The 25,725-nt window shown below is 70.9% G+C and carries 30 protein-coding genes and 1 tRNA gene; 4 read left to right on the plus strand and 27 right to left on the minus strand.

Annotated elements, in window-relative coordinates; all coding sequences use genetic code 11:
* Positions 1-560: 560 nt before the first annotated feature.
* The 13 genes from CXR44_RS11490 to CXR44_RS11550 form a co-directional block, all read right to left on the minus strand.
* Positions 561-1,058 carry a hypothetical protein gene (locus tag CXR44_RS11490; RefSeq protein ID WP_245899090.1) on the minus strand — a complete coding sequence of 166 codons (498 nt, stop codon included), beginning with the start codon at positions 1,056-1,058 and terminating at the stop codon, positions 561-563.
* On the minus strand, positions 1,055-1,582 hold the full coding sequence (locus CXR44_RS11495; RefSeq protein ID WP_101785470.1) for a hypothetical protein: 528 nt from the start codon (positions 1,580-1,582) through the stop codon (positions 1,055-1,057). The genes CXR44_RS11490 and CXR44_RS11495 overlap by 4 nt, the downstream gene beginning before the upstream one ends.
* Before the next feature lie 397 nt (positions 1,583-1,979).
* Entirely contained in the window at positions 1,980-2,375 is a 396-nt protein-coding gene (rplL, locus tag CXR44_RS11500) for a 50S ribosomal protein L7/L12 (protein ID WP_101785472.1), read from the minus strand.
* A 69-nt stretch (positions 2,376-2,444) separates the two neighbouring features.
* Positions 2,445-2,969 (minus strand): 50S ribosomal protein L10, encoded by a 525-nt coding sequence (rplJ, locus tag CXR44_RS11505; RefSeq protein WP_101785474.1) that lies wholly within the window; start codon positions 2,967-2,969, stop codon positions 2,445-2,447.
* A 237-nt stretch (positions 2,970-3,206) separates the two neighbouring features.
* The gene (locus tag CXR44_RS11510; RefSeq protein WP_245899091.1) at positions 3,207-4,034 is read right to left on the minus strand and encodes an SCO4651 family lipoprotein; all 828 of its coding nucleotides are present in this window, start codon (positions 4,032-4,034) and stop codon (positions 3,207-3,209) included.
* A gap of 83 nt (positions 4,035-4,117) precedes the next feature.
* Positions 4,118-4,627 (minus strand): SRPBCC family protein, encoded by a 510-nt coding sequence (locus tag CXR44_RS11515; RefSeq protein ID WP_245899092.1) that lies wholly within the window; start codon positions 4,625-4,627, stop codon positions 4,118-4,120.
* Positions 4,624-5,217, minus strand: a complete 594-nt coding sequence (locus tag CXR44_RS11520) for a TIGR03086 family metal-binding protein (RefSeq protein ID WP_101785476.1) — start codon at positions 5,215-5,217, stop codon at positions 4,624-4,626. Before CXR44_RS11520 ends, CXR44_RS11515 begins: the two co-directional genes overlap by 4 nt.
* Positions 5,210-5,551, minus strand: coding sequence for an ArsR/SmtB family transcription factor (locus tag CXR44_RS11525; RefSeq protein ID WP_245899093.1), 342 nt, complete (start codon positions 5,549-5,551; stop codon positions 5,210-5,212). Before CXR44_RS11525 ends, CXR44_RS11520 begins: the two co-directional genes overlap by 8 nt.
* Positions 5,552-5,706: 155 nt before the next feature.
* Positions 5,707-6,426 (minus strand): 50S ribosomal protein L1, encoded by a 720-nt coding sequence (gene rplA, locus CXR44_RS11530; RefSeq protein ID WP_101785480.1) that lies wholly within the window; start codon positions 6,424-6,426, stop codon positions 5,707-5,709.
* 59 nt (positions 6,427-6,485) lie between these two features.
* The gene (gene rplK / locus CXR44_RS11535; protein ID WP_101785482.1) at positions 6,486-6,917 is read right to left on the minus strand and encodes a 50S ribosomal protein L11; all 432 of its coding nucleotides are present in this window, start codon (positions 6,915-6,917) and stop codon (positions 6,486-6,488) included.
* Between the two features lie 117 nt (positions 6,918-7,034).
* The gene (nusG, locus tag CXR44_RS11540; protein WP_101785484.1) at positions 7,035-7,793 is read right to left on the minus strand and encodes a transcription termination/antitermination protein NusG; all 759 of its coding nucleotides are present in this window, start codon (positions 7,791-7,793) and stop codon (positions 7,035-7,037) included.
* A 76-nt stretch (positions 7,794-7,869) separates the two neighbouring features.
* Complete coding sequence (gene secE, locus CXR44_RS11545) at positions 7,870-8,115, minus strand: preprotein translocase subunit SecE (RefSeq protein ID WP_101785486.1); 246 nt, start codon at positions 8,113-8,115, stop codon at positions 7,870-7,872.
* Between the two features lie 76 nt (positions 8,116-8,191).
* Positions 8,192-8,264: transfer RNA gene (locus CXR44_RS11550), tRNA-Trp, on the minus strand.
* A 158-nt stretch (positions 8,265-8,422) separates the two neighbouring features.
* Between CXR44_RS11550 and CXR44_RS11555 the strand changes: the two genes are divergently transcribed.
* A complete protein-coding gene (locus tag CXR44_RS11555) occupies positions 8,423-9,631 on the plus strand; it encodes a pyridoxal phosphate-dependent aminotransferase (RefSeq protein WP_101785488.1) in 1,209 nt (402 codons plus the stop codon).
* Between the two features lie 19 nt (positions 9,632-9,650).
* On the opposite strand, the gene CXR44_RS11560 is transcribed toward CXR44_RS11555, so the two are convergent.
* A complete protein-coding gene (locus tag CXR44_RS11560) occupies positions 9,651-10,154 on the minus strand; it encodes a hypothetical protein (protein WP_101785490.1) in 504 nt (167 codons plus the stop codon).
* Positions 10,155-10,321: 167 nt separating this feature from the next.
* Here CXR44_RS11560 and CXR44_RS11565 point away from each other — a divergent pair, with 167 nt between their 5' ends.
* Positions 10,322-11,338 carry an adenosine deaminase gene (locus tag CXR44_RS11565; RefSeq protein WP_101785492.1) on the plus strand — a complete coding sequence of 339 codons (1,017 nt, stop codon included), beginning with the start codon at positions 10,322-10,324 and terminating at the stop codon, positions 11,336-11,338.
* Here the strand turns inward: CXR44_RS11565 and CXR44_RS11570 are convergent.
* Both CXR44_RS11570 and CXR44_RS11575 read right to left on the minus strand, forming a co-directional pair.
* Positions 11,327-12,079 (minus strand): hypothetical protein, encoded by a 753-nt coding sequence (locus CXR44_RS11570; RefSeq protein ID WP_101785494.1) that lies wholly within the window; start codon positions 12,077-12,079, stop codon positions 11,327-11,329. The genes CXR44_RS11565 and CXR44_RS11570 overlap by 12 nt on opposite strands.
* Positions 12,066-12,605: an RNA polymerase sigma factor gene (locus CXR44_RS11575; RefSeq protein WP_101785496.1), complete on the minus strand. Its 540-nt coding sequence runs from the start codon at positions 12,603-12,605 to the stop codon at positions 12,066-12,068. The genes CXR44_RS11570 and CXR44_RS11575 overlap by 14 nt, the downstream gene beginning before the upstream one ends.
* A gap of 129 nt (positions 12,606-12,734) precedes the next feature.
* Between CXR44_RS11575 and CXR44_RS11580 the strand changes: the two genes are divergently transcribed.
* The gene (locus CXR44_RS11580) at positions 12,735-13,469 is read left to right on the plus strand and encodes a class I SAM-dependent methyltransferase (RefSeq protein ID WP_101785498.1); all 735 of its coding nucleotides are present in this window, start codon (positions 12,735-12,737) and stop codon (positions 13,467-13,469) included.
* A 99-nt stretch (positions 13,470-13,568) separates the two neighbouring features.
* Here CXR44_RS11580 and CXR44_RS11585 read toward each other — a convergent pair whose 3' ends face one another.
* The 5 genes from CXR44_RS11585 to CXR44_RS11605 all read right to left on the minus strand — a co-directional run bounded on the left by CXR44_RS11585 (position 13,569) and on the right by CXR44_RS11605 (position 20,140).
* The gene (locus tag CXR44_RS11585) at positions 13,569-14,456 is read right to left on the minus strand and encodes a carbohydrate ABC transporter permease (RefSeq protein WP_245899094.1); all 888 of its coding nucleotides are present in this window, start codon (positions 14,454-14,456) and stop codon (positions 13,569-13,571) included.
* Positions 14,456-15,340 carry a carbohydrate ABC transporter permease gene (locus CXR44_RS11590; RefSeq protein WP_180903329.1) on the minus strand — a complete coding sequence of 295 codons (885 nt, stop codon included), beginning with the start codon at positions 15,338-15,340 and terminating at the stop codon, positions 14,456-14,458. The genes CXR44_RS11585 and CXR44_RS11590 overlap by 1 nt, the downstream gene beginning before the upstream one ends.
* Before the next feature lie 70 nt (positions 15,341-15,410).
* Positions 15,411-16,679, minus strand: coding sequence for an extracellular solute-binding protein (locus tag CXR44_RS11595; protein ID WP_245899095.1), 1,269 nt, complete (start codon positions 16,677-16,679; stop codon positions 15,411-15,413).
* 204 nt (positions 16,680-16,883) lie between these two features.
* On the minus strand, positions 16,884-18,746 hold the full coding sequence (locus tag CXR44_RS11600; RefSeq protein ID WP_101785502.1) for an acyl-CoA dehydrogenase family protein: 1,863 nt from the start codon (positions 18,744-18,746) through the stop codon (positions 16,884-16,886).
* A 125-nt stretch (positions 18,747-18,871) separates the two neighbouring features.
* Entirely contained in the window at positions 18,872-20,140 is a 1,269-nt protein-coding gene (locus tag CXR44_RS11605; protein ID WP_101785505.1) for an APC family permease, read from the minus strand.
* Positions 20,141-20,220: 80 nt separating this feature from the next.
* Between CXR44_RS11605 and CXR44_RS11610 the strand changes: the two genes are divergently transcribed.
* Complete coding sequence (locus CXR44_RS11610; RefSeq protein WP_101785507.1) at positions 20,221-20,688, plus strand: Lrp/AsnC family transcriptional regulator; 468 nt, start codon at positions 20,221-20,223, stop codon at positions 20,686-20,688.
* A 55-nt stretch (positions 20,689-20,743) separates the two neighbouring features.
* Here CXR44_RS11610 and CXR44_RS11615 read toward each other — a convergent pair whose 3' ends face one another.
* From CXR44_RS11615 to CXR44_RS11640, 6 genes are all read right to left on the minus strand, one after another.
* Positions 20,744-21,328 carry a DUF2867 domain-containing protein gene (locus CXR44_RS11615; RefSeq protein WP_101785509.1) on the minus strand — a complete coding sequence of 195 codons (585 nt, stop codon included), beginning with the start codon at positions 21,326-21,328 and terminating at the stop codon, positions 20,744-20,746.
* Complete coding sequence (locus CXR44_RS11620; protein WP_245899096.1) at positions 21,325-21,948, minus strand: TetR/AcrR family transcriptional regulator; 624 nt, start codon at positions 21,946-21,948, stop codon at positions 21,325-21,327. The genes CXR44_RS11615 and CXR44_RS11620 overlap by 4 nt, the downstream gene beginning before the upstream one ends.
* Before the next feature lie 56 nt (positions 21,949-22,004).
* A complete protein-coding gene (locus tag CXR44_RS11625) occupies positions 22,005-22,472 on the minus strand; it encodes a DUF6463 family protein (protein ID WP_101785514.1) in 468 nt (155 codons plus the stop codon).
* 606 nt (positions 22,473-23,078) lie between these two features.
* Positions 23,079-24,224, minus strand: coding sequence for an acetyl-CoA C-acetyltransferase (locus tag CXR44_RS11630; protein WP_101785516.1), 1,146 nt, complete (start codon positions 24,222-24,224; stop codon positions 23,079-23,081).
* Between the two features lie 53 nt (positions 24,225-24,277).
* On the minus strand, positions 24,278-24,946 hold the full coding sequence (locus CXR44_RS11635) for a hypothetical protein (RefSeq protein WP_144069928.1): 669 nt from the start codon (positions 24,944-24,946) through the stop codon (positions 24,278-24,280).
* 24 nt (positions 24,947-24,970) lie between these two features.
* A complete protein-coding gene (locus CXR44_RS11640; RefSeq protein WP_101785520.1) occupies positions 24,971-25,723 on the minus strand; it encodes a class F sortase in 753 nt (250 codons plus the stop codon).
* Positions 25,724-25,725: the final 2 nt, after the last annotated feature.

The raw sequence follows: 25,725 nt of genomic DNA on the forward strand, positions 1-25,725 counted from the left end.
CCAGTCGAAGGACTCGGTCTGCAGGGCGAGAAGGTCAGGAACTTCGAGGGGCTCCTGGATGCGCGAAAAAGAGACGCGACGGGGACCGGCGGGTACGGCGGAGGCGTTGCGCGAGGCTGCCAACAGATGTCCTTCCGAGGGCTCGCGGCGGACTGACTACACGCACGCCAGACAACCTCGCAACGTGAGCAAGCGGAGCGGGTCGTCAAAGGGCAGCGCAAAGGGGCAGTGTAGCCGAACGGCACACGCCTGTCCACTTCACCTTCGCTGCATGCTCCACGTTGGTCGCAGCATCGCCCGTCCGAGCGGAAACGTCAAGCCCACAAGCCGGACTTTCCGCCGACTGGAGGCCCGGACGCTGGGTTTTCTCCCCTGTGTGATCGGGCGCCTACCGCCAGGCCCAAAGACGATACCCGCGAACGGGGGCGGTTAACGCTCCGTCACACCGAAGACCGAACCCATGCCGGCGACCGGTGTGGTCGTGAGAGAGGTACCCGGATCATCAGACTCACCAAACCTCTTTTTTGGTAACAATTGAACGGGACGCCGCGCCCGGCCGATCAAGCTGCGCCGATGAGCGTCGACAGGTCGGCCGCCAGCCACCGGGAGCCCTGGCGGACCATGACCAGTTTCGCCCGGTTCTGGATGATCTGTCGCTGCGGCTCGGTCTCGCCGGGGACGTCCCTGACTGTGCCCAAGTTCACGAAGAGCAGGATCTCGGCGCGATCGGGCTCGGCCCGCTCCACGGCCGCCGCGGTCACGACCGCGGTCTGGATCGTCTTCTGCGCCCTCGCCTTGGCTCCCAGGGTCCCGGCCAGCTGACGGTAGTGGCCTGCCAGCGCCCCCGTGGTGTGCCCGGCCGCCCGGGCCAGGTCCCGCTCGACCGTACGGTGGTCGTACGACAGCAGGACCGGCGCGACCGACCGCGCGGCGGCCATGGCCTCCGTGCCCGCGGTCTCGGCGTCGCGCAGCGCCCGCACGTCCGACCACAACCCCCAGGCCACCGCGCCGAGCGCGAGCACGGCGAGCGCGAGCACCGCGACAAGAGCCGTCCTCACGGCACCTGCACCGCCTTCGACACCAGCCAGGTGCCGCCGACCTTGGTCAGCTCCATCGACCACCGGTAGAGCTCGTCCCGCGGCGGCTCCTTGGAGCCCTCCCGCCGGATGTCCACGTCGGCCACGACCAGCGCCTTGGCCGTGCCGCCCGACAGGGAGACCAGGCCCGCGGCGCGCAGCACGCCGGTCTGCACGACCTTGCCGGTCACCGTCCTGGCCCTCAGCCGGTCGAGCCCGGACTCATACTCCTTGCGCGCCTCGCCGGTGGACGTGGCGAGGATCCGCCGCACGTCGGCCTCCACCGTCTCGTGGTGCAGCGACACGAGGCCGGCCGCGTGGGCGCGGGCGGCGTCGAGCGCCGCCTCCCGGTCGGCGGCGCCGGCCCGCGCGTCGCGCGCCTGCGCGCCGAGCCACAGCGCAGCGCCCGCCAGCAGCGCCAGGAGGACCGACAGGGTCGCGGTCGCGATGCCCGCCGCCCTGGGAGGGATGCCGAGGTGGACCGCCCGTGCGGCGACACCGGCCACGCCCGCTCACCTCGCTCCCCTGTCCGGTCCGCGGGGATCATAACCCGGCGTTCGGCAGCGACATCGGGAATTCGCCTGAGGAGGTACGAGACGGCATGGATCGGGCGGCTCCGCGTAACGGCCCGTCCGGGTGCACGGAGGACCCGCGCGTCAGCGTGAGGCCCCGGCCGGGCGCACGGAGGACCCCGCACGTCAGCGCGGGGCCCCGGCCGGGCGCACGGAGGACCTCGCACGTCACGTGAAGCCCGGCGGGTGCACGGAGGGACCCGCACGTCGGCGTGAGGCCCCGTGCGGTCCCCCGGGCATGCAGAAGGGGCGGCACACCCGGCACCTGGGTGTGGCCGCCCCTTCTGGCGAGACCTTGACGAGACGCCGACGTGGCGCCCCGGAAAGGGTGTTACTTGACGGTGACGGTGGCGCCGGCGCCCTCGAGGGCAGCCTTGGCCTTCTCCGCCTGTTCCTTGTTGACCTTGCCGTCGAAGACGGACTTGGGAGCGCCGTCCACCAGGTCCTTGGCCTCCTTGAGGCCCAGGGACGTGAGGGCGCGGATCTCCTTGATGACCTGGATCTTCTTGTCGCCGGCGGCCTCGAGGATGACGTCGAACTCGTCCTGCTCCTCGGCGGCGGCGGCCTCGCCACCACCGGCGGCGGCCGGGGCGGCAGCGGCGACCGCGACGGGGGCGGCGGCCTTGACGTCGAAGACCTCCTCGAACTGCTTCACGAACTCGGAAAGCTCGAGGAGGGTCATCTCCTTGAACGCGTCGAGCAGCTCGTCGGTGCTGAGCTTCGCCATGATGGTTTCCTCCGTATGGGACTTGCGAAAATTAGGAACGGGACCGCGGTGTGTGCGGCAATCCCCGAGCTACTCGCCCGCCTCTTCGCGCTTGGCGCGAAGGGCGTCGGCCAGCTGAGCCATGTTGGTGGGCAGCGCGGCGAACATCGCGGCGGCAGCGCTCTGCTTCGCCTTGATCGCGCCGGCAAGCTTCGCGAGGAGGACCTCGCGGGACTCGAGGTCGGCGAGCTTGGTGATCTCCGTGGCGTCGAGGGCCTTGCCCTCGAGAACGCCACCCTTGATCACCAGAAGGGGATTGGCCTTGGCGAAGTCACGCAGACCCTTGGCCGCCTCGACGACGTCGCCCTTGACGAAGGCGACGGCGGTGGGGCCGACCAGCAGGTCGTCCAGACCCGTCACGCCGGCCTGGTTGGCGGCGATCTTGGTCAGGGTGTTCTTCGCCACGGCGAACTTCGCATTCTCACCGAGAGCAACGCGCAGCTGCTTGAGCTGGGCAACGGTGAGACCGCGGTACTCGGTCAGAACGGCGGCGGCGCTGCCTTCGAACTCGTTCTTGAGCTCGGCAACCGCTGTCGCCTTATCCGCCCTCGCCATGGGCCTCCTTCCAGATGTGCCGCCGGGAAGGCCCTGAACATGAGAACGGCCCCGGCGCAGGGGCGCACGGGGCTCACTCACACGGATCAACCATGTGGGGAAACTCGCATCACACCTGCGCTGGCCGTCCGCACGTGGCGGATCCTTCGGTCGTCAGGTCTTGAGGCACCTGACGACGACCGGCGGTCTTCGGCAACGACCAGAGTACGGCCTGGCCGCCGAGTTTCCAAATCGCTCTCAGCCGGTGGTCCGCTTGGGCAGCTCGCCGACCTGGTCGGCGGGCGGGGTCTCGATGTCGACCGGCTTGTCGAAGTCCTTGAAGAACAGCGTGGCGTTGAGGGTCGCGCCGTCCTTGGCGCCGTTCAGCGCCAGCTTGCGGGGCAGCCCGTCGGCCGCGGCCCACAGGTCGAACTTCACGTCCTTGAGGTGCGCGAGACCCTTGCGCGCCCGCTCCTGCTCCTCGGCGGGGAGCTGCTGCACGGCCACGTCCACGGGGAACGTGCCGCTGTAGTGGGTGGTGTCCTCGCCGTTGACGGACTCCGTGCCGACCGACTTCACGTCCTGGGAGGTCGTGATCATCTTGGTCACGCTCGCCAGGTCGAACTGCTGGATCTGGTCGAGGTAACGCTTGGCCTCGCCGGAGGTGTCTGCCTCGGTGAGCGAGACCTTGACCCAGGGCTTGGTGGCGCCCAGCATCTCCTTGAACGCGTCCACCTTGACGTACAGGGTGTCGCCCTGCAGCACGGCCCGCACGCCGCCCGGGACGCTCCGCCGGCCGAGGTCGACGGTGTCGAGGGTGAGGTCGACGGCCAGCTGCGGCTTGCTCTGGTAGAGCATCCGCCCCTGCACCTTGCCGCCGCCCTCCTGGGGGTGTGTCACGTCGACGACGGCGTCGACGGTGTAGCTGGTGGCCTGCGCCGTCTTCTGCGCAGCCTGCGCGAGCACCTCCGAGGCTGCCAGGTTGACCTGGAGGGGTTGCGCGTTCGTTCCACAACCGGCGACCGCGACCGCGACCATGGCCGCGCCGGCCGCGGCGGTGGCGAGACTGATTCTGCGCTTCAGCATGATTCGACCCTACGTGTCGGTTGTCGGGACTGCCGGTTTTCCCCGAAGATCTCCGGGAAAACCCAGGGTCATCCCGGACACCGTCACAGGGCAGGTGGACGCCCTTCCGCCCCCACGGGCCGCACCGCCCTCAGCACCTCGTCGAGCCGTTCGTACCCCTCCGACACCCCGCGTGCCATCGGGGAGGCGATGACCAGGTCGCGCGCCCGCCTCGACGCGAACAGGTGGGTCGTGGTGAGCGTGGTCACGCCGTCGCGCTCGGCGAAGTCGTGGCTGACCAGGGCTTCGCCGGGATACCAGTGCTCGTCGAACGATTCGGTGTAGCACAGCCGGGTCGGCTCGGCGATCTCGCGGTACGTGCCGCCGCAGGCCATGGCAGCGCCTCCGGGGCCGTCCCAGACGAACCGCCAGGCGCCGCCCACCCGCAGATCGATCCGGGCCTCCACGACCGTCCAGCCCCGGGCGCCGTACCATCGCGCGACCAGCTCCGGGCTGGTCCACGCTGCGAAGACCAGGCTGCGGGGCGCCTCGAACGACCTCGTCATGACGATCGCGCGCTCCGACGGCGTCGCCACGGTCACCCGCTCGCTCACGGGCGCCACCGCGGATCCCGGCCGATGAAGGCCAGCAGCTTGTCCTGCGGCCGGGCGTCGTCCTCGACGTTCACCGCCGGGCCGAACACCTCCACGCCGGGCCCGAACGCGCCCGGCGTGCGGAACTTCTCCACCAGATCCGCGGGCAGGGCCCGCATGGCCGCCCAGGCGCGTTCGACGTCCTCCGGGTCCATCGTGTCGTCCTGGGACGTCGCCCGGGCGAGATCCCAGCCGTGCAGCAGGAGGTCCTCGCTGAGGACCTGATCGATGTGCCGCTCCGCCGGCACGCGCCCGCCCGGGGTGTCACAGGGCGCGGCGGCGAGCGAGGGGTCGTCCAGGACCGCCTCCAGGTCCGCGCGGGCGGCGCGGAAGGCCGCCACCGGATCGCCGTCGACCGACGGGGCGGAGCTCAGCGAACGCCCCAGGGGCCGCAGCATCGCCTCGTGCATGTCGACGATGTGCCGCACCACGTCCCTGGCCGTCCACTTCTCGCACGGCGAGGGCAGCGACCACTGGTCCGGACGCACGGACACGACCTTGCGTTCGAACGCCTCGGCCCGGCGCCGGTAGCGATCGGCCATCTCACTCATCAGGGCCGTTCCTCTCCTTCAGCTCGTCCAGCAGGCCGTCGAGGCTCCGGTAGCGGTCCTCCCAGAGGCTCCGGTAGCCCTCCAGCCAGTCGTTGGCGTCCCTGAGCGCGTCGGCCCGCAACCGGCAGGGCCGGCGCCGGCCGTCCCTGCCGCGGGAGATCAGCCCGGCGCGTTCGAGAACCTTCAGGTGTTTCGAGATGGCCGGCTGCGTCATGGCGAACGGCTCCGCCAGCTCCGTCACCGTGGCCTCGCCCTCCCTGAGCCGCCGCAGGATCGCCCGGCGGGTCGGATCGGCGAGCGCCGCGAAAGTGGCGTCAAGGTCCCCCACGCTCACCGCTCCCCTCCTATACATAACCAATCATTAATATAACCAACTGGTATGTCAAGAGCGCGGGCGCCTTGGACGGCGACGCGCGCCCATGCCGGGCCGGAGACGCGAAAACCCCCGCCTGCTGCTGCAGGCGGGGGCCTTCGGTGATGCGGATGAACCTACGCGTCGAGCTCGGCCGTGAGGCCGCGGGTCGCGTTGGGGTCGACGGGGACGCCGGGGCCCATGGTGGTCGAGAAGGTGACCTTCTTGACGTAGCGGCCCTTGGCGGCCGACGGCTTGAGCCGCAGCACCTCGTCGAGGGCGGCGGCGTAGTTCTCGACCAGCCTGCGCTCGTCGAACGACGTCTTGCCGATGACGAAGTGCAGGTTGGCCTGCCGGTCGGTGCGGAACTCGATCTTGCCGCCCTTGATCTCGGTCACGGCCTTGGCCACGTCGGGCGTCACCGTGCCGGTCTTGGGGTTGGGCATGAGACCACGGGGGCCGAGGACGCGGCCGAGGCGGCCGACCTTGCCCATGAGGTCCGGGGTGGCGACGACGGCGTCGAACTCGTTGAGCCGGTTGCCCTTGGCGATCTCGTCGATCAGCTCGTCGGCGCCGACGATGTCGGCGCCCGCCTCGCGGGCCGCCTCGGCACGGTCACCGGTCGCGAAGACCAGGACCCGGGCGGTCTTACCGGTGCCGTGCGGGAGGTTGACCGTGCCGCGCACGATCTGGTCGGCCTTGCGAGGGTCGACGCCCAGCCGCAGCGCCACCTCGACGGTGGCGTCGAACTTGGTGGTCGAGGTGCTCTTGGCGAGCTTCGCGGCCTCGGCCGGCGAGTAGAGCTTGTCGCGGTCGATCTTCGCCGCGGCGTCCTTGTGCGCCTTGCTGCGCTTCATGGTGTCTCCTTGTGGTCCGCGGGCCAGCGCTGGGCCCTCCCACGGGTGGTGAAAAAGGGTCAGTCGGCGACGGTGATGCCCATCGACCGGGCGGTGCCGGCGATGATCTTCTCGGCGGCCTCGACGTTGTTGGCGTTGAGGTCGGGCATCTTGGTCTCGGCGATGCTGCGCAGCTGCTCGCGGCTGAGCTTGCCGACCTTGTCCTTGTGCGGGACCGGGCTGCCCTTGTCGATGCCCAGAGCCTTCTTGATCAGCTCAGGCGCCGGCGGCGTCTTGGTGACGAAGGTGAAGCTGCGGTCCTCGAAAATGGTGATCTCGACGGGGATGATGTTGCCCCGCTGAGCCTCCGTCGCAGCGTTGTACTGCTTGACGAAGTCCATGATGTTGACACCGTGCGGACCGAGGGCGGTACCGACCGGCGGTGCGGGCGTGGCCTGGCCAGCGGGGAGCTGGACCTTGACGAGCGCCGCGATCTTCTTCTTCGGAGGCATGTGTCCTTCTCCGGGTCCTGATCGTGATGCCGTCCGGGCGCGGGTGCGGCCGGACATGTCGGAAGGCCGCCCTTCGCGAGGGGCGGCCGGCCGAACGTCTAAGTGTATGTGATCGTCTTAGATCTTCGAGACCTGGTTGAACGACAGCTCGACCGGGGTCTCGCGACCGAAGATGGAGACGAGCACCTTGAGCTTCTGCGACTCGGGGCTGATCTCGCTGACCGAGGCGGGCAGCGTGGCGAACGGGCCGTCCATGACCGTGACCGACTCGCCGATCTCGAACTCGACCGACGGGCCGGAGCTGGTCTTGGCGGTGGCCTTCTTGGTCTCCTCGGACGGCTCCGGGGCGAGCAGCTTGGCGACCTCGTCGAGGCTCAGCGGGCTGGGCTTGTTGGACAGGCCCACGAACCCGGTCACGCCGGGCGTGTTGCGGACCGCGGCCCAGGACTCGTCGGTCAGCTCCATGCGCACCAGCACGTAGCCGGGCAGCACGCGCTCCTTGACCGGGACCTTCTTGCCGCTCTTGAACTCCTGGACGGTGTGCGTCGGCACCTCGACCTGGTAGATGTAGTCCTCCATGTTGAGCGACACGTTGCGGCTCTCGATGTTGGACTTGACGCGGTTCTCGTAGCCCGCGTAGGAGTGGATCACGTACCACTCGCCGGGCAGGCCGCGCAGGCCGCGCTTGAACTCCTCGACGGGATCGACGTCGGGGAGGATGTCACCGTCTTCGTCGGCGGCGGGAGCCTCGCCGGTCGCCTCGTCGCTCTCCGCGACCTCGGCGTCGACGGTCTCCTCAGCGGCCTCGACGGCCTCTTCCGGCTCGTCACCCCACTGGTCGCGGGGCTCCTCGGCCGACACTGAAGACTCGGACACGGTGACTTTCCTCTTCCGTCGAATTTCGTCGAATCGAATGGCGACTCCGTCAGCCGGTGGCGGCGACGACTGCTGGTCAGGCTCCGCCGAAGACCCGCAGGACGACCCAGCCGAACGCGGCGTCGAGGCCGTACACGATGCCAACCATGATCAGCACGAATATCAGAACGACCGTGGTGTAGGTGACAAGGTCCTTGCGTGTCGGCCAGATGACCTTGCGGAGCTCGTTGACGACCTGCCGGTAGAAAAGGGCAGGCGACGTGCGTGACTTCTTCTCGCCACTGGGCTTGCCTGCGGTCTCGCCGCGCGTGTCGATCGCCACAGTCCTCACCTGAATCTGTCGTATCCAACGCAGTTTGCGGCGCGCTTACACGCCATTATTGCGCGGACCGCACTCGCAGGGCACGAGGGACTCGAACCCCCAACCGCCGGTTTTGGAGACCGGTGCGCTACCAATTGCGCCAGTGCCCTATGTCGTCAACCACACTACCCTGATCGACTCACTGCCTGGACCGAACCGCACGGCGACATGCGGCGGTACGACCAGGCGAAAGTGTATCGGTGCTTGCCCTTTACGTCGAACCCGATCTGATCGCCCAGGTCAGGCCCGCCGTGGGAGCATGGATGACATGTCTGAGCGACCTCGCATCTCCGCGCGGATCTCCGCGATATCCGAGTCCGCCACGCTCGCCGTGGACGCCAGGGCGAAGGCGATGAAGGCGGCCGGCCGCCCGGTCATCGGCTTCGGCGCGGGCGAGCCCGACTTCCCGACGCCCGGCTACATCGTCGAGGCGGCGGTGGCCGCGGCGCGCGAGCCCCGCTTCCACAAGTACACCCCGGCCGGCGGCCTGCCCGAGCTGAGGGAGGCCATCGCGGCCAAGACGCTGCGCGACTCCGGATACCGGGTGGAGCCGTCGCGCGTGCTGGTGACCAACGGCGGCAAGCAGGCCGTCTACCAGGCGTTCGCCACGCTGCTCGACCCGGGTGACGAGGTGCTGGTGGTGGCGCCCTACTGGACGACGTACCCGGAGGCGATCAAGCTGGCGGGCGGCGTCCAGGTGGACGTGGTCACCGACGAGACGACCGGCTACCTCGCGACCGTGGAGCAGCTCGAGGCGGCGCGCACGGAGCGCACCAAGGTGCTGCTGTTCGTCTCGCCGTCCAACCCGACGGGCGCCGTCCACACCCGCGAGCAGACCGTGGAGATCGGCCGCTGGGCGGCGGAGCACGGGCTGTGGGTGGTCACGGACGAGATCTACGAGCACCTCGTGTACGGCGGGGCGGAGTTCACCAGCATCGCCACGGCCGTGCCCGAGCTGGGCGACCGGGTCGTCGTGCTCAACGGCGTGGCCAAGACGTACGCGATGACGGGCTGGCGGGTGGGCTGGCTGATCGGCCCGGCCGACGTGGTCAAGGCGGCCACCAACCTGCAGTCGCACGCCACCTCCAACGTGGCGAACGTGTCGCAGATGGCCGCGCTGGCCGCCCTTTCCGGCGACCTGTCGGCGGTGGCGGAGATGCGGGCGGCGTTCGACCGGCGGCGCCAGACGATGGTGCGGATGCTGAACGAGATCCCGGGCGTGTTGTGCCCGGAACCGAAGGGGGCGTTCTACGCGTACCCCTCGATCAAGGAGCTGATCGGCAGGGAGCTGCGGGGCAGGCGGCCGGCCTCCTCGGCGGAGCTGGCCGAGCTCATCCTGGAGGAGGCCGAGGTCGCGGTCGTCCCCGGCGAGGCGTTCGGGACGCCCGGCTACTTCCGCCTGTCGTACGCGCTCGGCGACGAGGACCTGGTGGAGGGCGTGAGCCGCATGGCCAAGCTGCTGGCCGAGGCGCGCTGACCCCCGGCGTCCGCCGTCGCTACGACGTCACCCCGCCCGCGATCTCGGCGAGCTCGCGGGCGAGACCGGGGGTCACGGCGACGTAGACGGCGGTGCCGGGCCGTTCGAGCCACATGAAGTTGCGCACCTCGCCCCGGGTGCGCCAGTGCAGCGCCGGCTTGCCCAGATGGGCGACCAGCGACGACCTGGTGACCAGCGTGGCGAACCTCTCCGCCGAGTGGACCCCGCACACCACGCCGATCCGGAGCTCCTCACCGGCGCCGCGCCACGACAGCCCGCGCACCTCCAGCGGCCGCGTCAGCGACTTGATCCGGCCGAACCTGGGCCCCCGCGCCAGCCCTTCGGGCACGCGCGTGATCGTCACCGGCGCCGTGCCGCAGGTCAGCGAAGGGCCCGTCGGCGCCGGGGCGGGCGACGGGCCGGCCGAGGGCGCCTCGGTGGGTCCGCCCGCGTCGACGGCGGCCGGGCCGGACCCGCACGCGGCGAGGGCGAGCGTGAGGACCGCCGGTGCCAGGCGCCGCATTCCGCCCCCCATGACTCGGTAGGGATACGCTGGGAAAACCTTCCCAGTCTCCTACAGCAGTCCGCGCTCCGCGGCAACCCGGACCGGCCGGACCGGCGCGCTGATCCCGCGGGGGCCTCCTGATCGTCGCGTGGGTGTCGCGCGGCGTCGAGTGGCAGGATATGGAGATGCTCCGCCCGCTGGACACGCTGCCCAAGGCCCACCTCCACCTGCACTTCACCGGCTCAATGCGGCATTCGACGCTGATCGAGCTGGCCCGGGAGCAGCATCTGCACCTGCCCGACGCGCTGGAGCAGGACTGGCCGCCGCGGCTGCGCGCGACCGACGAGCGCGGCTGGTTCCGGTTCCAGCGGCTGTACGACATCGCCCGGTCGGTGCTGACCCGGCCGGAGCACGTCTACCGCCTGCTGCGGGAGACCGCCGAGGACGAGGCGGCGGCGGGCTCGCGCTGGCTGGAGATCCAGGTGGACCCGTCGGGTTACGCGCAGCGTTTCGGCGGGTTGACCGCGACGCTGGAGCTGGTCCTCGACGCGGTGGGCGCCGCGTCCAAACACGCGGGGGTGGGGATCGCGCTGGTCGTCGCGGCCAATCGGACCCGCCATCCGCTCGACGCCAACACGCTGGCCCGGCTGGCGGCGCAGTTCGCCGACCGTGGCGTGGTGGGGTTCGGGCTGTCCAACGACGAGCGGCGGGCTCAGGCGCGCGACTTCGAGCGGGCCTTCCGCATCGCCAAGCGGGCGGGGCTGCTGGCGGTGCCGCACGGGGGCGAGTTGCTGGGGCCGCGCAGCGTGGCCCAGTGCGTCGACGACCTGGGGGCCGACCGGGTGGGGCACGGGGTGCGGGCGGCCGAGGACGCGCGCCTGATGGAGCGGCTGGCCGACCGGCAGATCTGCTGCGAGGTGTGTCCCAGCTCGAACGTGGGCCTGGGGGTGGCCGAGCGGGCCGCCGACGTGCCGGTGCGGCGGCTGTTCGACGCGGGGGTGCCGATCGCGCTGGGCGCCGACGACCCGCTACTGTTCGGCGCGCGGCTGCTGCGGCAGTACGAGCTGGCCCGCGAGGTGTACGGCTTCCGCGACGCCGAGATCGCCGAGCTGGCGCGGCAGTCGGTCCGGGCGTCGGCCGCGCCCGAGTCGGTGCGCAAGGAGCTGCTGGCGGGCATCGACTCCTGGCTGTCAGCGGAGTGACGCGGCGATCTCGGCGGCGCGTTCCTTGCTTCCGGCGCCCTCCAGGCGGTGTCCGACGTCGCCGTGCTGCCACAGCAGGGTGGGCCCCGCCTGGCGCAGCGGCACGGAGGTGCCGTCGGCGCGCCTGATGTAGCCGAGAGGGTGCTCGCCGCCGATCCACCAGGCCGTGGTGCCGGGCAGCCGGACGGCCTCGGGGGACGCGCCGAGCACCTTGAAGAAGTACGGCTCGGGCGCGCCGTCGAACTGGTCGAGGCGGGTGCCGTCGGGCCACAGCATGGACACCACCCGGCCGCCGTCGCCGACGAGAACGGTCCGGGGGGCGCCCAGGGCAGCGGGCCTCCTGATCGGGAAGGCGACCAGTGACTCCAGCTCGCCGGGGGCGACGGCACGCTCTCCGGGCAGGCCGGCGGGGGTGCGCACGGGCGCCGGGGCCTGGCCGAGGCGCAGCTCGACGCCGGCGTACCTGAGCAGGTGGGCGACGGCCGCCCGGCCCTGTGGAGTCGCGGCGGTGACGGCGACGACGGCCAGCGCGACGGCCGCGACGACCCGCCACCTGCGCCGGCCGCGCCTTCCGGGCCTCGCGGGCCTCCCGGTCCGTGCGGTGTGGCCGCGCGGGGCGGCTTCGAGGCGGGCCCGGACGGCGGCGGCGACGTCGGCGGGCGGCGGGGCCGGGACGTCGAGGGAGGAGCCGAGGGCCAGCAGCTCGGCTTCCAGGTCGTCGGACGGCTCACGCGAGCTCATCGCCCACCTCCTCTCTGAGCCGGGCCAGGCCGCGGTGGGTGCGTGACTTGACGGTGCCCAGCGGCAGGCCGAGCACCTGGCCGGTCTCGGCCTCGGTGAGCTGTAAGAAGTACCGGCAGACGACCGCCTGGCGTTCCCGTTCGGGCAGGGCGCGTACGGCGCGCAGCAGGCGGGCGCGGCGGTCGGTGGCCACGGCGGCGCCCGCCGGGTCGTCGGGTGCCGCCGTCCCGGCCTCGGCGCCCAGGCGGAGGACCAGTTCGGAGCGGCGCCCGCGCGAGCGGGTGAGGTTGTGCGTCTCGTTGGCGACGATGCGCAGCAGCCACGGCCGGAACGGCGAGTCGCGGCGGAATCCGGCCAGGTGCCGGTGCGCCTTGACGAACGCCTCCTGCACCACGTCCTCCGCCTCGTCGCCGGCCCCGAGCAGGGCGGCGGTGCGGTGGGCGAGCGCGCTGTAGCGGGCGACCAGGACCTCGTAGGCCGACAGGTCGCCGTCGAGGGTTCGGCTGATGGCCTCGTCGTCGTCCATGAACGGGTCAATTCTGGGCGGGGGCGCGGCGAGAGGGGAAGACCCCTTTGGTTCGTCACGTGACCTTCGGCGCCGGGCGGGCACTAGACTCGCAGCCAATCCACGTGAGCCCCCATAAGGAACGGGACTATGTCTTCTGGGTATGACCGTGTAGTGCAACCGGCCGCCGGTGACGAGGCCTTGGAGAACCACCTGGGTGGCGACGAGGCCAGGAACTACCGGCAGTACGAGTTCGACATGGTCGCCCCGCACGTCGGGCGGTCCATGCTGGAGATCGGCTCGGGGCTGGGTCACTTCGCCGAGCAGTTCCTGCCGCGACTCGACCGGCTCGTGGTGAGCGACTTCGACCCCTACTGCGTCGAGCAGCTCCGCAAGCGTTTCGAGGGGCGCGACGAGATCGACGTGCTGCAGTTCGGCCTGCCGACCGACATCCCGTTGGAGGACAAGGTCGACACCGTGGTGATGATGAACGTGCTGGAGCACATCGAGGAGGACGCCGAGGCGCTGCGCTCGCTGGCCCGCGTCACGCTGCCCGGCGGGCGGATCATCATCTGGGTGCCGGGCTACATGCAGCTCTACGGAGACTTCGACCGCAAGGTGGGCCACGTCCAGCGCTACACGCCCAAGACCCTGCGCGCCACGGTCGCCAAGGCGGGGCTCGACGTCGACGTGCTGAAGCCGATCAACTTCCTGGGCGGCATCGCCTGGTGGGCGGCGGTGCGCCGGGGCGGGGTGGGCTACCCCGACCCGCGCCTGGTCAAGATCTACGACCGCACGGTGGTGCCGGCGACCCGGCTGATCGAGCGGTTCGTCCGCCCGCCGTTCGGCCAGACCGTCTTCTGCGTCGCCCGCGTGCCGCGCTAGCCGCCGAGGCCGGGGCGGCGATCACCCGGCCTGCCCGGCCACCGGGGCCTGGAGACGCGGCCGGCCGGCCCCCGCGGGACCGGCCGGCGCGGCGAGGCGCTACTTGATGGAGCCGGCGGTGAGGCCGCCGACGACCTTCCGCTCGATGAGGGCGAAGAGGATGATGACCGGGATGGTGGCGATCACCGAGCCGGCGAACAGGTTCTGCCAGTCCACCTGGTACTGCCCGATGAACGCGTTGAGCGCCACGGTGAGCGGCTGGTTGGCCGGGGTGGTGGTGAGGGTGAGGGCCACCACGAACTCGTTCCAGGCGGCGATGAAGGTGAAGATCAGCGCGGTGATGACGCCCGGCATGGCGAGCGGCAGCGTGACGCGGAAGAGCGCGCCGAAACGGCCGTTGCCGTCGATGAACGCCGCCTCCTCCAGTTCGCGCGGGATCGAGGAGAAGTACGCGTTGAGGATCCACACCGCGAACGCCAGGTTGAACCCGCCGTTGACGAGGATCAGCGACCAGATCGAGTCGACGAGCCCGAACTGGTAGAACTCCCGGTAGATGCCGACCAGCATGGCCGTCGGCTGGAACATCTGGGTGATCAGCACGAGGATCAGGAACGCCGTGCGCCCCCTGAAGTCGTGCCGGGCGGAGTAGTAGGCCGCGGGCAGCGCGACCAGGAGCACCAGGATCGTCGACCCGGCCGCCACCTTCAGCGTGACCACCAGGTTGCCCGCCAGGCCGCTGGTCCAGAAGTTGGCCAGGTTGGACCACTCCCACACCGACGGGAGGAACGTGGCCTCGCGCAGCGACTCCTGGGGCCGCAGCGAGGTCAGCAGCATCACCAGGTAGGGGAAGAGGAAGACGAACGCGACCAGGTAGGCGGCAGCCGCGACGACGACCGTCTTGAGCCGGGGCAGGCGCCGGGTCGCGGCCGGGCCGGGCCGGGTGTGGTGGCGGGACGAGGCGGTCGGGCGCGCGGTCGTGACGGCCATCACGCCACCTCCTTGTTCCAGCGGGAGACCTTGAGGAAGATCGCGGTCAGCACCAGCACCATGGCGAAGTTGACCACGGACATCGCGGCGGACTCGCCGATGTCGCGGTTCTTGAGGATGAACATGAAGATCGTCGAGGTGGCGGTGGAGTAGCCGGGCTGGCCGTGCGTCATCGCCCAGATGATCGGGAAGCTGTTGAAGACGTTCATCACGTTGATCAGCGCGGCGACGGTGAGCGCGGGGCGCAGCAGCGGCAGCGTGATCGACCAGTACGTGCGCAGCCGGGAGGCGCCGTCCATCTTGGCCGCCTCGTAGACGTCCGAGGGGATGGTGGCGAGCCCGGCGAGCAGCGCGTACGTGGTGAACGGCACCGACACGAAGACCGCGACGAAGACCAGCCACGGCATGGCCGTCGAGGCGTCGCCGAGCTGGTCGGCCGACGCGCCGCCGAGCGCGTCGATGAGCCCGAGCTTGAGCCGGATCTGGTTGATCACGCCGACCTCGGGGTCGAGCATCCACTTGAAGATGATCGCGGTCATCAGCACCGAGGCGGCCCACGGTGCGATCAGCGCCCAGCGGGCGTACCGGCGGCCCGGGAAGTGCTGGTTGAACAGCTGGGCGAGGGCCAGCGAGATGAGCACGGTGAGGGCGACGACCGCCACCACCCAGACGACGCTGCGGAGCATGATGTCCGCGAAGTCCTTCTCGTCGAACAGCTTCTCGTAGTTGGCCGTCCCGTTGGAGCCTTGGACGACGCCCCAGCGGCTGATCCTGAGGAACGAGGACCGGATCATCTCGACGACCGGCCAGAGCACGACGACCGCGATCAGCACGACCGCCGGCCCCGTCCAGGCGAGCGGTTCGAGAGCGCGCAACCTTCTCATGCGGAACCTTCCATCACGGTACGGCCGGCCCCGGCGTCGCCGGGCGCCGGCCGTACGGACCCGTGCGGGGTCAGCTGTTCTCGGCGGTCTTCTGGAGCTCACCGAGGACCTGCGCCGGGTCCTCCTTGACGGCTCCGCCGATGGTCTGCTTGATCGAGGGGTTCACCACGGCCCACTTGGGGTCCTGGAACGGGTAGAAGCTGGCGTTGGGCAGGCCGTCGAGGAACGGCTTGAGCTTCTCGTCGCCCGACAGCTTCTCGATGCCGCTCTTGGTGACGGGCAGCAGCTTGTAGGTGTCGCTGATCTTCTGCGCGGCGTTGCCGGTGTAGAAGAAGTCGAGGAACTTCTTGATCTCGGCGGCCCGGCCGTTCTTGTTGAACGCCATGATCCAGTCCATGACGCCGAGCGTGGTGTCGAGCGGGCCGGCCTTGCCGGGGATCGGGGCGACGCCGTACTTGTCCTTCAGCCCGGCGGCATCGAAGATCGGGATGGACATGGGGCCGCCGTTGACCATGCCGACCTTGCCGGCGCCGAAGTCCTCCCAGACCGTCTTGCGGTCCTTGGTGCCGGGGTTGGGGGTGGTCAGCCCGGCGTCCACCAGGCCCTTGATGTAGGTGAAGGTCTCGACGTTCTGCGGCGAGTTGATGGCCCACTTGCCGGAGGCGTCCTTGTAGCCGCCGCCGTTGCCGAGCATCCACAGGAACGACTCGCCCTGCGCCTCCTCCTGGCCGAGCGGCAGGCCGAACGGCTGGCTGACGCCGGCCTTCTTCAGCTTCTCGGCGGCCGCCTTGAGCTCGTCCCAGGTCTTGGGCGGCTCGGCGACGCCGGCCTTGGTGAACAGCTCCTTGTTGTAGAAGAGCGCGCGGGCCGAGGAGACGAACGGGATGCCGTAGGCGGTGCCGTCGACCTTGCCGAACTCGGCGAACTTCTCCAGCATGTCCGCGGAGACGTTCGGCGAGAGGATCTCGTCGGCCTTGTGCAGCAGTCCGTCCTTGACGAAGCCGGAGTAGTCGCCGGTCTGCAGGATGTCGGGCACCTGCCCGTTCTGCACCATGGTGGCGACCTGCTTGTCGATGTCGTTCCAGTTGATGACCTGGACCTCGACCTTGATGTTCGGGTTGGCCGCCTGGAACTCGTCCACGACGCCCTTCCAGAAGGTCTCGCCGGAGTTGGGCTTGCCGGGGCCGTCGCCGTAGTCGGCGGCGACCATCTTCAGCGTGACCTGGCCTCCGCCGGAGGCGTTCTGGTCACCGGAGCCGGAATCGCCGGAGCCGCAACTGGACAGGACCAGCATGGCCGCCAGGCCCGCGGCGGCGCCGCCCACAAGCTTGATGTTCACCGTCTCGTACCGCCTTCTCGTCGGACGGGCCTTCTGGTCCGTACCAGTCGCCGTCCCGCCCACAGGGTTCTGGGGACGCGTGAGCGATGGCTCAGCGCGTTTGCGTCAGAGTAAGCCCCTGTTCATCAGGCGGTCTATACCGGGCGATCTCTTTTCTGCAACACCTCCGCGGCTTTCGTCCGCCTTCCGGTCTAGACCACAGGGTCAGTGGATGGTGCGGCGGACGTCCTCCCCGCCCTCCGGCGTGCCGACCCACGGGCCGTCGATGGACGGGTCGAGGACGCCCTCCTCGACGAAGGTGTAGCGGCCGTCGAGCACGTAGCGGGCCAGCCGCGCGTCCCGGGTGTCGCTGTTGTCCCACAGCCGGGCGAACAGCGCGTCGATCCGGCCCGCGGCCTGCCGGCAGAACGTGTCGGCCAGCTCGTACGGCCGGCACCCGAGGTCCGCCGCGTCCTCGCGCGCCTTGACGCAGACCGCCGTCATCGCGAACAGCTCGGCCCCGATGTCGACGATCCGGCCGAGGAACGCCTGCCGGTGCTCCAGCCGGCCCTGCCAGCGGGACATCCCGTAGAAGGTGGACCGGGCCAGCTTGCGGCTGACCCGCTCGACGTGGCGCAGATGGCCGGCCAGCGCGCCGAACTCGGCGTACGAGGTGGGCAGGTTGCCGGTGCCCGCCACCAGCCTGGGCAGCCAGCGGGCGTAGAAGGCGCTCGCCCGCTTCAGCGCCCTCGCCCGGTCCTGCCGGGAGGCGCTCGGGTCGATCAGCTCGCCGGCGGCCGACAGGTGGGCGTCCACGGCCTCGCGGGTGATGAGCAGGCGCATGATCTCGGAGGAGCCCTCGAAGATGCGGTTGATCCGCGCGTCGCGCAACATCTGCTCGGCGGGCACGCCGCGCTCGCCCCGCGCGGCCAGCGACTCGGCGGTCTCGAAGCCCCGGCCGCCCCTGATCTGGACCAGCTCGTCGAGCACCTGGTAGCCGAGCTCCGAGGCGTACAGCTTGGCCAGCGCCGCCTCGATCCTGATGTCGTTGCGCCGGTCGTCGGCCATCCGGCTGGTCAGCTCGCAGACGGCCTCCAGGGCGTAGGCCGTGGCCGCGATGAAGGCGATCTTGGTGGCCACCGCCTCGTGGTCGCCGATCCGGCGGCCCCACTGGACGCGGGCGTTGCCCCACTCGCGGGCGATCCGCACCGCCCACTTCGCGTTGCCCGCGCACGTCGCGGGCAGGGCGAGGCGGCCGGTGTTCAGCGTGGTCAGGGCGATCTTCAGGCCCTCACCCTCGCGGCCGATCAGGTTGCGAGCCGGGACTCGCACCTGGGCGAACTCGGTGACGCCGTTCTCGATGCCGCGCAGGCCCATGAAGCTGTTGCGCCGCCTGACCGTGATGCCGGGGCTGGCCGCCTCGACGACGAAGGCGCTGATCTTCTTCCCGGTCCTGGCCATGACGACGAGCAGGTCGGCGACGACGCCGTTGGTGGTCCACAGCTTGACGCCGTCGAGCACGTAGTCGTCGCCGTCGCGCACGGCGGTGGTGGACAGCCTGGCCGGGTCGGACCCCACGTCGGGTTCGGTCAGCAGGAACGCCGAGATCTCGCCCCGGGCGCACCGCGGCAGGAACTCCCGCTTCTGCTCCTCGGTGCCGAACTGCTTCAGCGGCTGCGGCACCCCGATCGACTGGTGCGCCGACAGCAGCGTGGCCAGCGCCGGGGAGTAGGAGCCGACCAGCATGAGGGCGCGGCAGTAGTACAGGTAGGGCAGGCCGAGGCCGCCGTACTCCGTGCCGATCGTGATCCCGAACGCGCCCAGCTCGGCCAGGCCCTTGACCACCGCGTCGGGCACCCGCGCGGTCCGCTCGATCTCGGCCGGGTCGACCTGGGCGTCGAGGAAGCGGCGCATCGTCCGGACGAACTCCTCACCCCGCTGGGCCGCCTCCTCGCGGGGCGCGGGCGCCGGGTGCACCAGGTCCAGCTGGAAGTCACCCAGGAACAGCTGTCGTGCGAAGCTCGGCCGCGTCCACTCCTTCTCACGCGCCTGCTCGCCGAGCTCTCTTGCCTTGGCGTACTCGCTCATGGCATCCTCCCGCCGACGTTACGCCCCCCGGCGTCCCCTGTGTACCCGGCGATCGTCCGGCCTCACCCCACGGGAGCGTCACGCGGCGATCAACGCGGCGATCAACGCGGCGATCAACTCGACGATCAACGCGGCGACCGGCGGGGCAGCGGCCGGCGGGCGTTCGCCCGGGTCACCAGCAGCGCCACGAGGGCCAGGCCGGCGGGCACGACCAGGTAGGCGCCGCAGGCGGCCAGCGCGGCGCAGGACAGGACGCCGGCCGCCAGCGCCGTCGCCCGCCACCGGCCCCGGGGCAGCAGCCGGGCCGCCGCCGCCGTGCCCGCGACCGTGACGGCGGCCAGGGCCGCCGAGGTGACCCGCATGAGCGCGTCGAGATCGACGGCGAGGCCGAGCGTGGGAGCGGCGACCGCCGCGGCCAGCACCGCCAGGCTGAGCACGGCCACCAGCCCCAGGCTGCGCAGCGGCTCCCCGCCGGACCGGCCGCGCCTGGCGAACCAGCCCGGCAGCGCGCCGTCCCCCGCCAGCGCCGCGCCGAGACGGGCGGCCCCGGCGATGTAGGCGTTCACCGCGCCGAGCGTCAGCAGCACCGCCACCACACCGGTGATGGGCCGCGCGGCGGAGCCGACCCCCGTCTCCAGCAGCGCGGCGAGCGGCACGGCCGTCGCCCCCGCCCGCTCGCCCAGCACGCCGACCGTGGTGACGGCCACGCCTACGTAGAGCACGCTGATCACGACCAGCGTCACCGCAGTGGCGCGCAGCAGGCCGCGCCGGCCGCCCGCGAACTCGGCCGACAGGTGGCTGGCCGCCTCCCAGCCGACGAAGGCGAACAGCAGCACGCCGGCCGCGCTCGCCACGCCCGCCGCGCCGTACGGGGCGAACGGGGTGAACGCGGCGGCTTCGGCGTGCGGCGCGGCGGTGACCACGGCGACGGCCAGCAGGGCCACCAGCAGGACGACCAGACCGGCCTGCAACCGTCCCGACGTGCGCAGCCCGGCGGCGTTCGCCGCGAACGCCGCGGCCAGCAGGACCGCGGCCGCCACGGCGTCGTCCACGCCGAGAGCCGCCTCGACGTACCGGCCGCCGACGAGCGCGCCCGCCACGACGCCCACGGGGACCGACCCGTAGAACCACCAGCCGACCACCGCCGACGCGCGCCGCCCGAACGCCAGCCCCGCGAAGCCCGCCACTCCCCCGCCGCCGGGATAGCGCACGCCCAGCGCCGCGAACGTCATCGCCACCGGCACGCTGAGCAGCAGCAGAGCCGCCCACGCCAGCACCGACGCCGGCCCCGCCGCGGCGGCGGCGAGCTGGGGCAGCACGAGCATCCCGGGCCCGAGCACCGCGCCGAGCAGCACCGCGGTGCCCTGTCCCGCACCAAGCCTGTGTTCCGTCATACCGCCAGAAGCTAGCCATCCGTACGTCCCGGGCGCGGCTCCACCGAACGTTCGTCCAGAAATACGGGCACAATCCCGTCATGGATGAACTTGATACGGAGATCGTCCGCCTTCTCCAAACGGATGCCCGGCAGTCCAACCGCGAGCTGGCCCGCAGGCTGGGCGTCGCCCCCTCGACCTGCCTCGAACGCGTCCGCGCGCTCACCCGGCGCGGGGTGATCCGCGGCTACCACGCCGACATCGACCCGGCGGCGCTCAACCGGAGCGTCCAGGCCCTCGTGTCGGTACAGGTCCGGCCGCTCAGCCGCGCGGTGATCGACACGTTCAAACAGTCGGCGGCGGAGCTGCCCGAGGTGCTGAGCGTGTTCGTCCTGGCGGGCGGCGACGACTTCCTGCTGCACGTCGCGGTCCAGGACCTCGACCACCTGCACGCCTTCCTGCTGGACCGGCTGAGCAAGCGCCGTGAGATCGCCGGCTTCCGCACCTCGGTCATCTTCCAGCAGGTCCACAACACGGCCCCGGCCCGCCTGCCCGACCCGGAGGACTAGCCGGGAAACCGGAGGCGGCCACCGGCCACACCCCGTTGACGCCGACAAGGGAGTGTCACGGGTTCCGCGGGACGGTCGCCCTCCACTCGCGCTCGATTCTGCGGACGAGGACCGGGTACACGATGAGATACCGAAACGGCTTGATCGCCGTCATGTAGCCGCGGCCGTACATTCCGTTGGGCTTGACCAAGCTGGTCATCTGACCCTGGTATCCGCCGGAGCCGTCCGGGACCCAGGCGAGGTGTATCACCGTGTGCACCGTCCGGTTGGCCAGCTCGGCAGCCCATTCGTTCTCGAGCTGATACACCGAGACGAACGGGTCGTACTCCGGCCCCTGGGGGGCATCACGCAGATCCACGGGCAACCGGTGCCGCAGCGACCTCACCCTGGAGCCGACGCCGGAGCCCGCGCGGTCCCAGCCGAACCATGCGCCGAGCCTCCACCTCAGCTCCCACAGGAACCGGACGATGTACGGGGCGCCGTCGGGCCAATTGTCCGAAGCGAGCTGCGACACCAGCCGGGGGAACTCCTCGGCGCCACCCGGTGTCCGCAGCGCCCACACGGACTCGACCTCGAAGTCGGGAGCCACCTCGTGGATGCGCCACGGACGCGAGGTGTGCGCGGAGATCGGCAGCCTCATCGTCGGACCTCTCTGTCGGTGTGCACCGGTGTCGCCGCGGACCCGGCTCCGCTCGGGGAATCGGTCACGATCGGGGTAGGTGGCAAGCCCAGCACTCCGCGCACCGCCCGGCCCATGAGCTCGAGGTCATGGGGAGCCTGTCCGGCCAGCTCGATCCCGACCGCCTCCATGATCGCTGTGTACGCCGCTGCGGTGTGCCGGGGCGGCGGCCCGGGCGGGATCGCTCCGCTTGCCCTGCCCGCGGCGATCAGGTCGGCGCAGGTGCCGTCGAGCCGGTCGAGGATCGCGGCGATGGCCTGACCCACGGGATGATCCTGCCCGGCGAACTCGACCCTCAAGGTCAACAGCACCCGCGCCACTTCCCGCCGGCAGAAGAGGGCATGCCTCTCGGCCATGGTCATCAGCGCGTCGACGGGGTCGACTTCGCCGGCAGCGGCGTGGCCCACCTCGGCCTCCCAGGTCTCCTCGACCCACCTCACGACCGCCAGCGCGAGCTCCTCTTTGTTGGCGAACAGGTGATAGACGGCGCCGCGGGAGTAGCCCGCCTCGTTGGCCACCCGTTCGAGCACCAGGTTGGCGTAGCCGTGGGTGGACAGCCTCCGAGCCGCGGCTTCCAGCACTGCCCTCCTGGTCCGCTCGCGCCGGTCGGCCTGCGTACGCCGGGGGTTCGCTTCGGTCATCGCTTCTCACCCGCCACCGCGGTGGGTCGGTGCCCGGCGGAGGAGCGGCCTCGCTGCCCGTCACCAAGAACGACAAGTCCGCCGATGATGGGAAACGCCCACCCCGGCGAGGCAGGGACCAGGATCGACAGCGGAAGTCCCCAGGCGATGAGGATCCATCCCAGCCACCCCGGCACGCGATGGCGCCGGCGCGCCGACCACAGGATGTGGCAACCCAACACGAGGACGGGGGCGCCCCAGCTGCCGAAGGTGGTCCAGAACGCCTCCGCGCGCACGAACTGGCCGAGCGTGACCGGCTCGTCGAGGGTGAAGGTGTTCCAGACACCCTCGGCGGCCACCTGCGGCCAGATGTCACCGCGTTCCAGCGGTGCCACGACGAGGTGCACGACACCCAGGCCGATGGCGATCCAGCCGGCGGCAAGGACGAGGCCGGCGCTCTTGCCGTCGGCGATGATTCGTCTCATGGGAGAAACATACACGCATGCATGTATGTAAGTTGGAGTGGGCCCCTCCGCGCCCGCCGCAGGACGACATGATGCTGCGGCGATGTGCCCGGCCGACGACCGGGCCGGGCTGTTGAGGACACCCTCACGGGACCACCCGCCGAATAATCGGTTGCGCCGCTCCTGGGTGATCCGTACTGTCGTGGACATGCGCCTTTACCTGTAATGCGCCGGGGCTGACCCGTTCAGCCCGGCCTCTCAGCCCGACCGCGGGGCGGTGACCACGCCCGCCCGCCGTTCATCCAGACGCGGCAGCTGAGCTTGCCGACCGGCCCGTGGCCGCGTCGCGAGTTACGTGAAGGAGCCTTCTCATGCGAGTACGTGTATCCAACGGATCCAAGAAGAACGTCCCCGGGATGCCGGGACACCCGGCGAGACCGGTCCCGCGGCAGATGCCCAAGATGCCGCAGCGGCCGATCGCGCCGCCCCGTCGCATCCCGCCCAAGGGGCGCTAGACCACTGCCGATGGATGGTGGTGAGTGCGGCGCGCGGCCCGTACGCCATGGGCCCCCGCACGACGCGCGGCGCCCCGCCCCGATCGGGGGCGGGGCGCCGTGACGCGGCAGGTCAGAGCCGCTCGATGATGGTGACGTTGGCCTGGCCGCCGCCCTCACACATCGTCTGCAGGCCGTACCGCCCGCCGGTGCGCTCCAGCTCGTGCAGCAGCTTCGTCATGAGGATCGCGCCGGTGGCGCCCAGCGGATGGCCGAGGGCGATGGCGCCGCCGTTGGGGTTGACCCGGGCCGGGTCGGCGTCCAGCTCCTTGATCCACGCCATCGGCACCGGGGCGAACGCCTCGTTGATCTCAGTCACGTCGATGTCGTCCATCGACAGGCCCGACCGCTCCAGAGCCCTGCGCGTGGCCGGGATCGGCGCCGTCAGCATGTACACGGGGTCGTCGCCCATGAGAGCGAGCTGGTGGATGCGGGCACGCGGGGTCAGGCCGTGCTCGCGTACGGCCCGCTCGGAGGCGATCAGCACGGCGCCCGAGCCGTCGGAGATCTGCGAGGACGTGGCCGCGGTGATCTGGCCGTCCTCCTTGAGCGTCTTGAGCCCGGCCATCTTCTCCAGCGTCGTGTCGGGGCGGGGGCCCTCGTCGTCCTCCACGCCGTTCACGGGCGTGATCTGCTCCTTGAAGTAGCCGTTCGCGACGGCCTTGGCCGCCCGCTGGTGCGACTCGAAGGCGTACCGCTCCAGCTCGTCGCGGGTGAAGCCCCACTTCTCGCACATCAGCTCCGCGCCGCGGAACTGCGAGATCTCCTGTTTGCCGTAGCGTTCGACCCACTTGTCGCCGAACGGGAACGGCATGCCCTTCTCCAGGGCGGCGGTGATCGACGAGCCCATGGGCACGATGCTCATCGACTCGACGCCGGCCGCGACGACGAGGTCCTGCGTGCCGGACAGGACCCCCTGCGCCGCGAAGTGGATCGACTGCTGGGAGGAGCCGCACTGCCGGTCGATCGTGACGCCCGCGGTCGTCTCCGGCAGGCCCGCCGACAGCCACGCGTTGCGCGCGATGTCCATGCTCTGGGGGCCGAACTGCATGACGCAGCCCATGATGACGTCCTCCACCGCCGCGGGGTCGACGCCGGTGCGGTCGATCAGCTCCTTGAGCGTGTGGGCGGCCAGATCAGTGGGGTGGACGGCGGACAGGCCGCCCTTCTTCTTGCCGACCGGGGTGCGGACCGCCCCGACGATGTACGCCTCTGCCACGGTGCCTCCTGAAACCGAGCATTATTCGGTTACTGAGGAGACTACCCGTTTTGTCAGGCGGGCGGGAGCACGTCCTCGGCGGCGTCCACCCGGAACCGCCACCGGTCCACCACCACCCCTTGAAGGCCCTCGGCGAGCCGCAGCGCGAGCGCGTCGAGCCGCTCGCGGTCCTCGCCGCGCAGCTCGACCGCGGTCAGCTCGGTGGCGAACGGCAGCAGCTCCTCCGCGGCCGGCGGTCGGCCCCTCTGCGGCACCACCAGCACCCTCAGCCCGTCGACGGCGTAGGCGAAGCCCTCCTCCTCCGGCTCGACCTCCCCCTCGCCCTCCAGCAGGGGCAGCAGCTCGTCCGCCGCCGGCCGTACCGGAAGGATCACCGCGGGGCCGCCGCCCTCGTCGTCGGCGGGATCGCTCACCTCGCCCCGGCACACGGCCAGCCCGCCCAGCCGGAACGCGATCCCCTCGGCGAGGTAGCGGTCGAAGAAGTCGAACGGCAGCGGCCCCTCGGCCGCCACCCTGACCGCCCAGACCTCCTCCAGCACGCCGCCCACCAGGTCAGGCTCCGCCTCGACCGGCGCGTGCACCCGCACGTCCACGGCGACGATCTCGTCACCGTCGGCGCGGGCGCCGGGATCGGCCAGCCGCACGATCCGCAGCAGCTCCGCCTGGCTCGGCCGGGCGGGCAACGCCGCCGTGGGGCCAGTACGCAGTCTCCGCTTCGCCATCCAGCCCATTGCGCGCCTCCGAGATCAGCTTCGATAGGAGCCCGTCATCGTCGCGTAGACGATGATGTTATCGGTGTAGTGACCGATCCTGCGGTCATACGAGCCGCCGCAGGTGATGAGGTGGAGCTGGGCGTTGCTCTGCTGGCCGTAGACCCGCTGGGTGGGGAAGGTCTTCTTGTTCGCCTGCTCCACCCCGCCGACGGTGAAGACCGCCGTCGTCCCGTCCTGGCGTTTGACCTCGATCTGGTCGCCGTTGCGGATCTCGTGCAGGCGGGTGAAGACGGCGCTGCGCGTCCGGGTGTCCTTGTGCCCCAGCAGCACCGCCGGGCCACCCTCGCCCGGGGTGGACATGTGGCGGTACCAGCCGACGAGATTGGGGTCGTTCGGCGGCGGCACCTGGATCGTGCCGTCCTTGGCCAGGCCGACCGACCTGACCGGCGCGTTGACGCCCAACTTCTTGATCACGATGCGTACCGGGGTGGAGGGCAGCATCGGCGGCGCCGGATTGATCTGCGGCAGCGGAGGGGGCGCCGTGGGCGCCGCCTGGAACATGGCCTGCTCCGGCTGTCCCGTCGCCCGGCCGTCGGGCTGCGCGTCCAGCGCGAGCGTGTCACGCTGCGAGGCCAGCCCGTACTCCTCGGGCGAGCCGAGCACGATCAGCAGCCCGGCCACCACGGTGACCACCCCGGCGACGGCCGCCAGGACCAGCACCACCCTGAGCGCCCTGCCGCCGCGATCACCGGACGTCCCGCCGCCGTAGGGATACTGAGGCGCCACGC

Source organism: Nonomuraea indica (genome assembly GCF_002850745.1).
Lineage (GTDB): Bacteria > Actinomycetota > Actinomycetes > Streptosporangiales > Streptosporangiaceae > Nonomuraea > Nonomuraea indica.

What these genes read in the sequence shown, in the direction of transcription:
- rplL (WP_101785472.1), bottom strand. Translation starts at nt 2,375, where the DNA reads ATGGCGAAGCTCAGCACCGACGAGCTGCTCGACGCGTTCAAGGAGATG.
- rplJ (WP_101785474.1), bottom strand. Translation starts at nt 2,969, where the DNA reads ATGGCGAGGGCGGATAAGGCGACAGCGGTTGCCGAGCTCAAGAACGAG.
- CXR44_RS11510 (WP_245899091.1), bottom strand. Translation starts at nt 4,034, where the DNA reads ATGCTGAAGCGCAGAATCAGTCTCGCCACCGCCGCGGCCGGCGCGGCC.
- CXR44_RS11520 (WP_101785476.1), bottom strand. Translation starts at nt 5,217, where the DNA reads ATGAGTGAGATGGCCGATCGCTACCGGCGCCGGGCCGAGGCGTTCGAA.
- rplA (WP_101785480.1), bottom strand. Translation starts at nt 6,426, where the DNA reads ATGAAGCGCAGCAAGGCGCACAAGGACGCCGCGGCGAAGATCGACCGC.
- rplK (WP_101785482.1), bottom strand. Translation starts at nt 6,917, where the DNA reads ATGCCTCCGAAGAAGAAGATCGCGGCGCTCGTCAAGGTCCAGCTCCCC.
- CXR44_RS11555 (WP_101785488.1), top strand. Translation starts at nt 8,423, where the DNA reads ATGTCTGAGCGACCTCGCATCTCCGCGCGGATCTCCGCGATATCCGAG.
- CXR44_RS11560 (WP_101785490.1), bottom strand. Translation starts at nt 10,154, where the DNA reads ATGCGGCGCCTGGCACCGGCGGTCCTCACGCTCGCCCTCGCCGCGTGC.
- CXR44_RS11565 (WP_101785492.1), top strand. Translation starts at nt 10,322, where the DNA reads ATGCTCCGCCCGCTGGACACGCTGCCCAAGGCCCACCTCCACCTGCAC.
- CXR44_RS11570 (WP_101785494.1), bottom strand. Translation starts at nt 12,079, where the DNA reads ATGAGCTCGCGTGAGCCGTCCGACGACCTGGAAGCCGAGCTGCTGGCC.
- CXR44_RS11575 (WP_101785496.1), bottom strand. Translation starts at nt 12,605, where the DNA reads ATGGACGACGACGAGGCCATCAGCCGAACCCTCGACGGCGACCTGTCG.
- CXR44_RS11580 (WP_101785498.1), top strand. Translation starts at nt 12,735, where the DNA reads ATGTCTTCTGGGTATGACCGTGTAGTGCAACCGGCCGCCGGTGACGAG.
- CXR44_RS11585 (WP_245899094.1), bottom strand. Translation starts at nt 14,456, where the DNA reads ATGGCCGTCACGACCGCGCGCCCGACCGCCTCGTCCCGCCACCACACC.
- CXR44_RS11590 (WP_180903329.1), bottom strand. Translation starts at nt 15,340, where the DNA reads ATGAGAAGGTTGCGCGCTCTCGAACCGCTCGCCTGGACGGGGCCGGCG.
- CXR44_RS11600 (WP_101785502.1), bottom strand. Translation starts at nt 18,746, where the DNA reads ATGAGCGAGTACGCCAAGGCAAGAGAGCTCGGCGAGCAGGCGCGTGAG.
- CXR44_RS11605 (WP_101785505.1), bottom strand. Translation starts at nt 20,140, where the DNA reads ATGACGGAACACAGGCTTGGTGCGGGACAGGGCACCGCGGTGCTGCTC.
- CXR44_RS11610 (WP_101785507.1), top strand. Translation starts at nt 20,221, where the DNA reads ATGGATGAACTTGATACGGAGATCGTCCGCCTTCTCCAAACGGATGCC.
- CXR44_RS11615 (WP_101785509.1), bottom strand. Translation starts at nt 21,328, where the DNA reads ATGAGGCTGCCGATCTCCGCGCACACCTCGCGTCCGTGGCGCATCCAC.
- CXR44_RS11625 (WP_101785514.1), bottom strand. Translation starts at nt 22,472, where the DNA reads ATGAGACGAATCATCGCCGACGGCAAGAGCGCCGGCCTCGTCCTTGCC.
- CXR44_RS11635 (WP_144069928.1), bottom strand. Translation starts at nt 24,946, where the DNA reads ATGGCGAAGCGGAGACTGCGTACTGGCCCCACGGCGGCGTTGCCCGCC.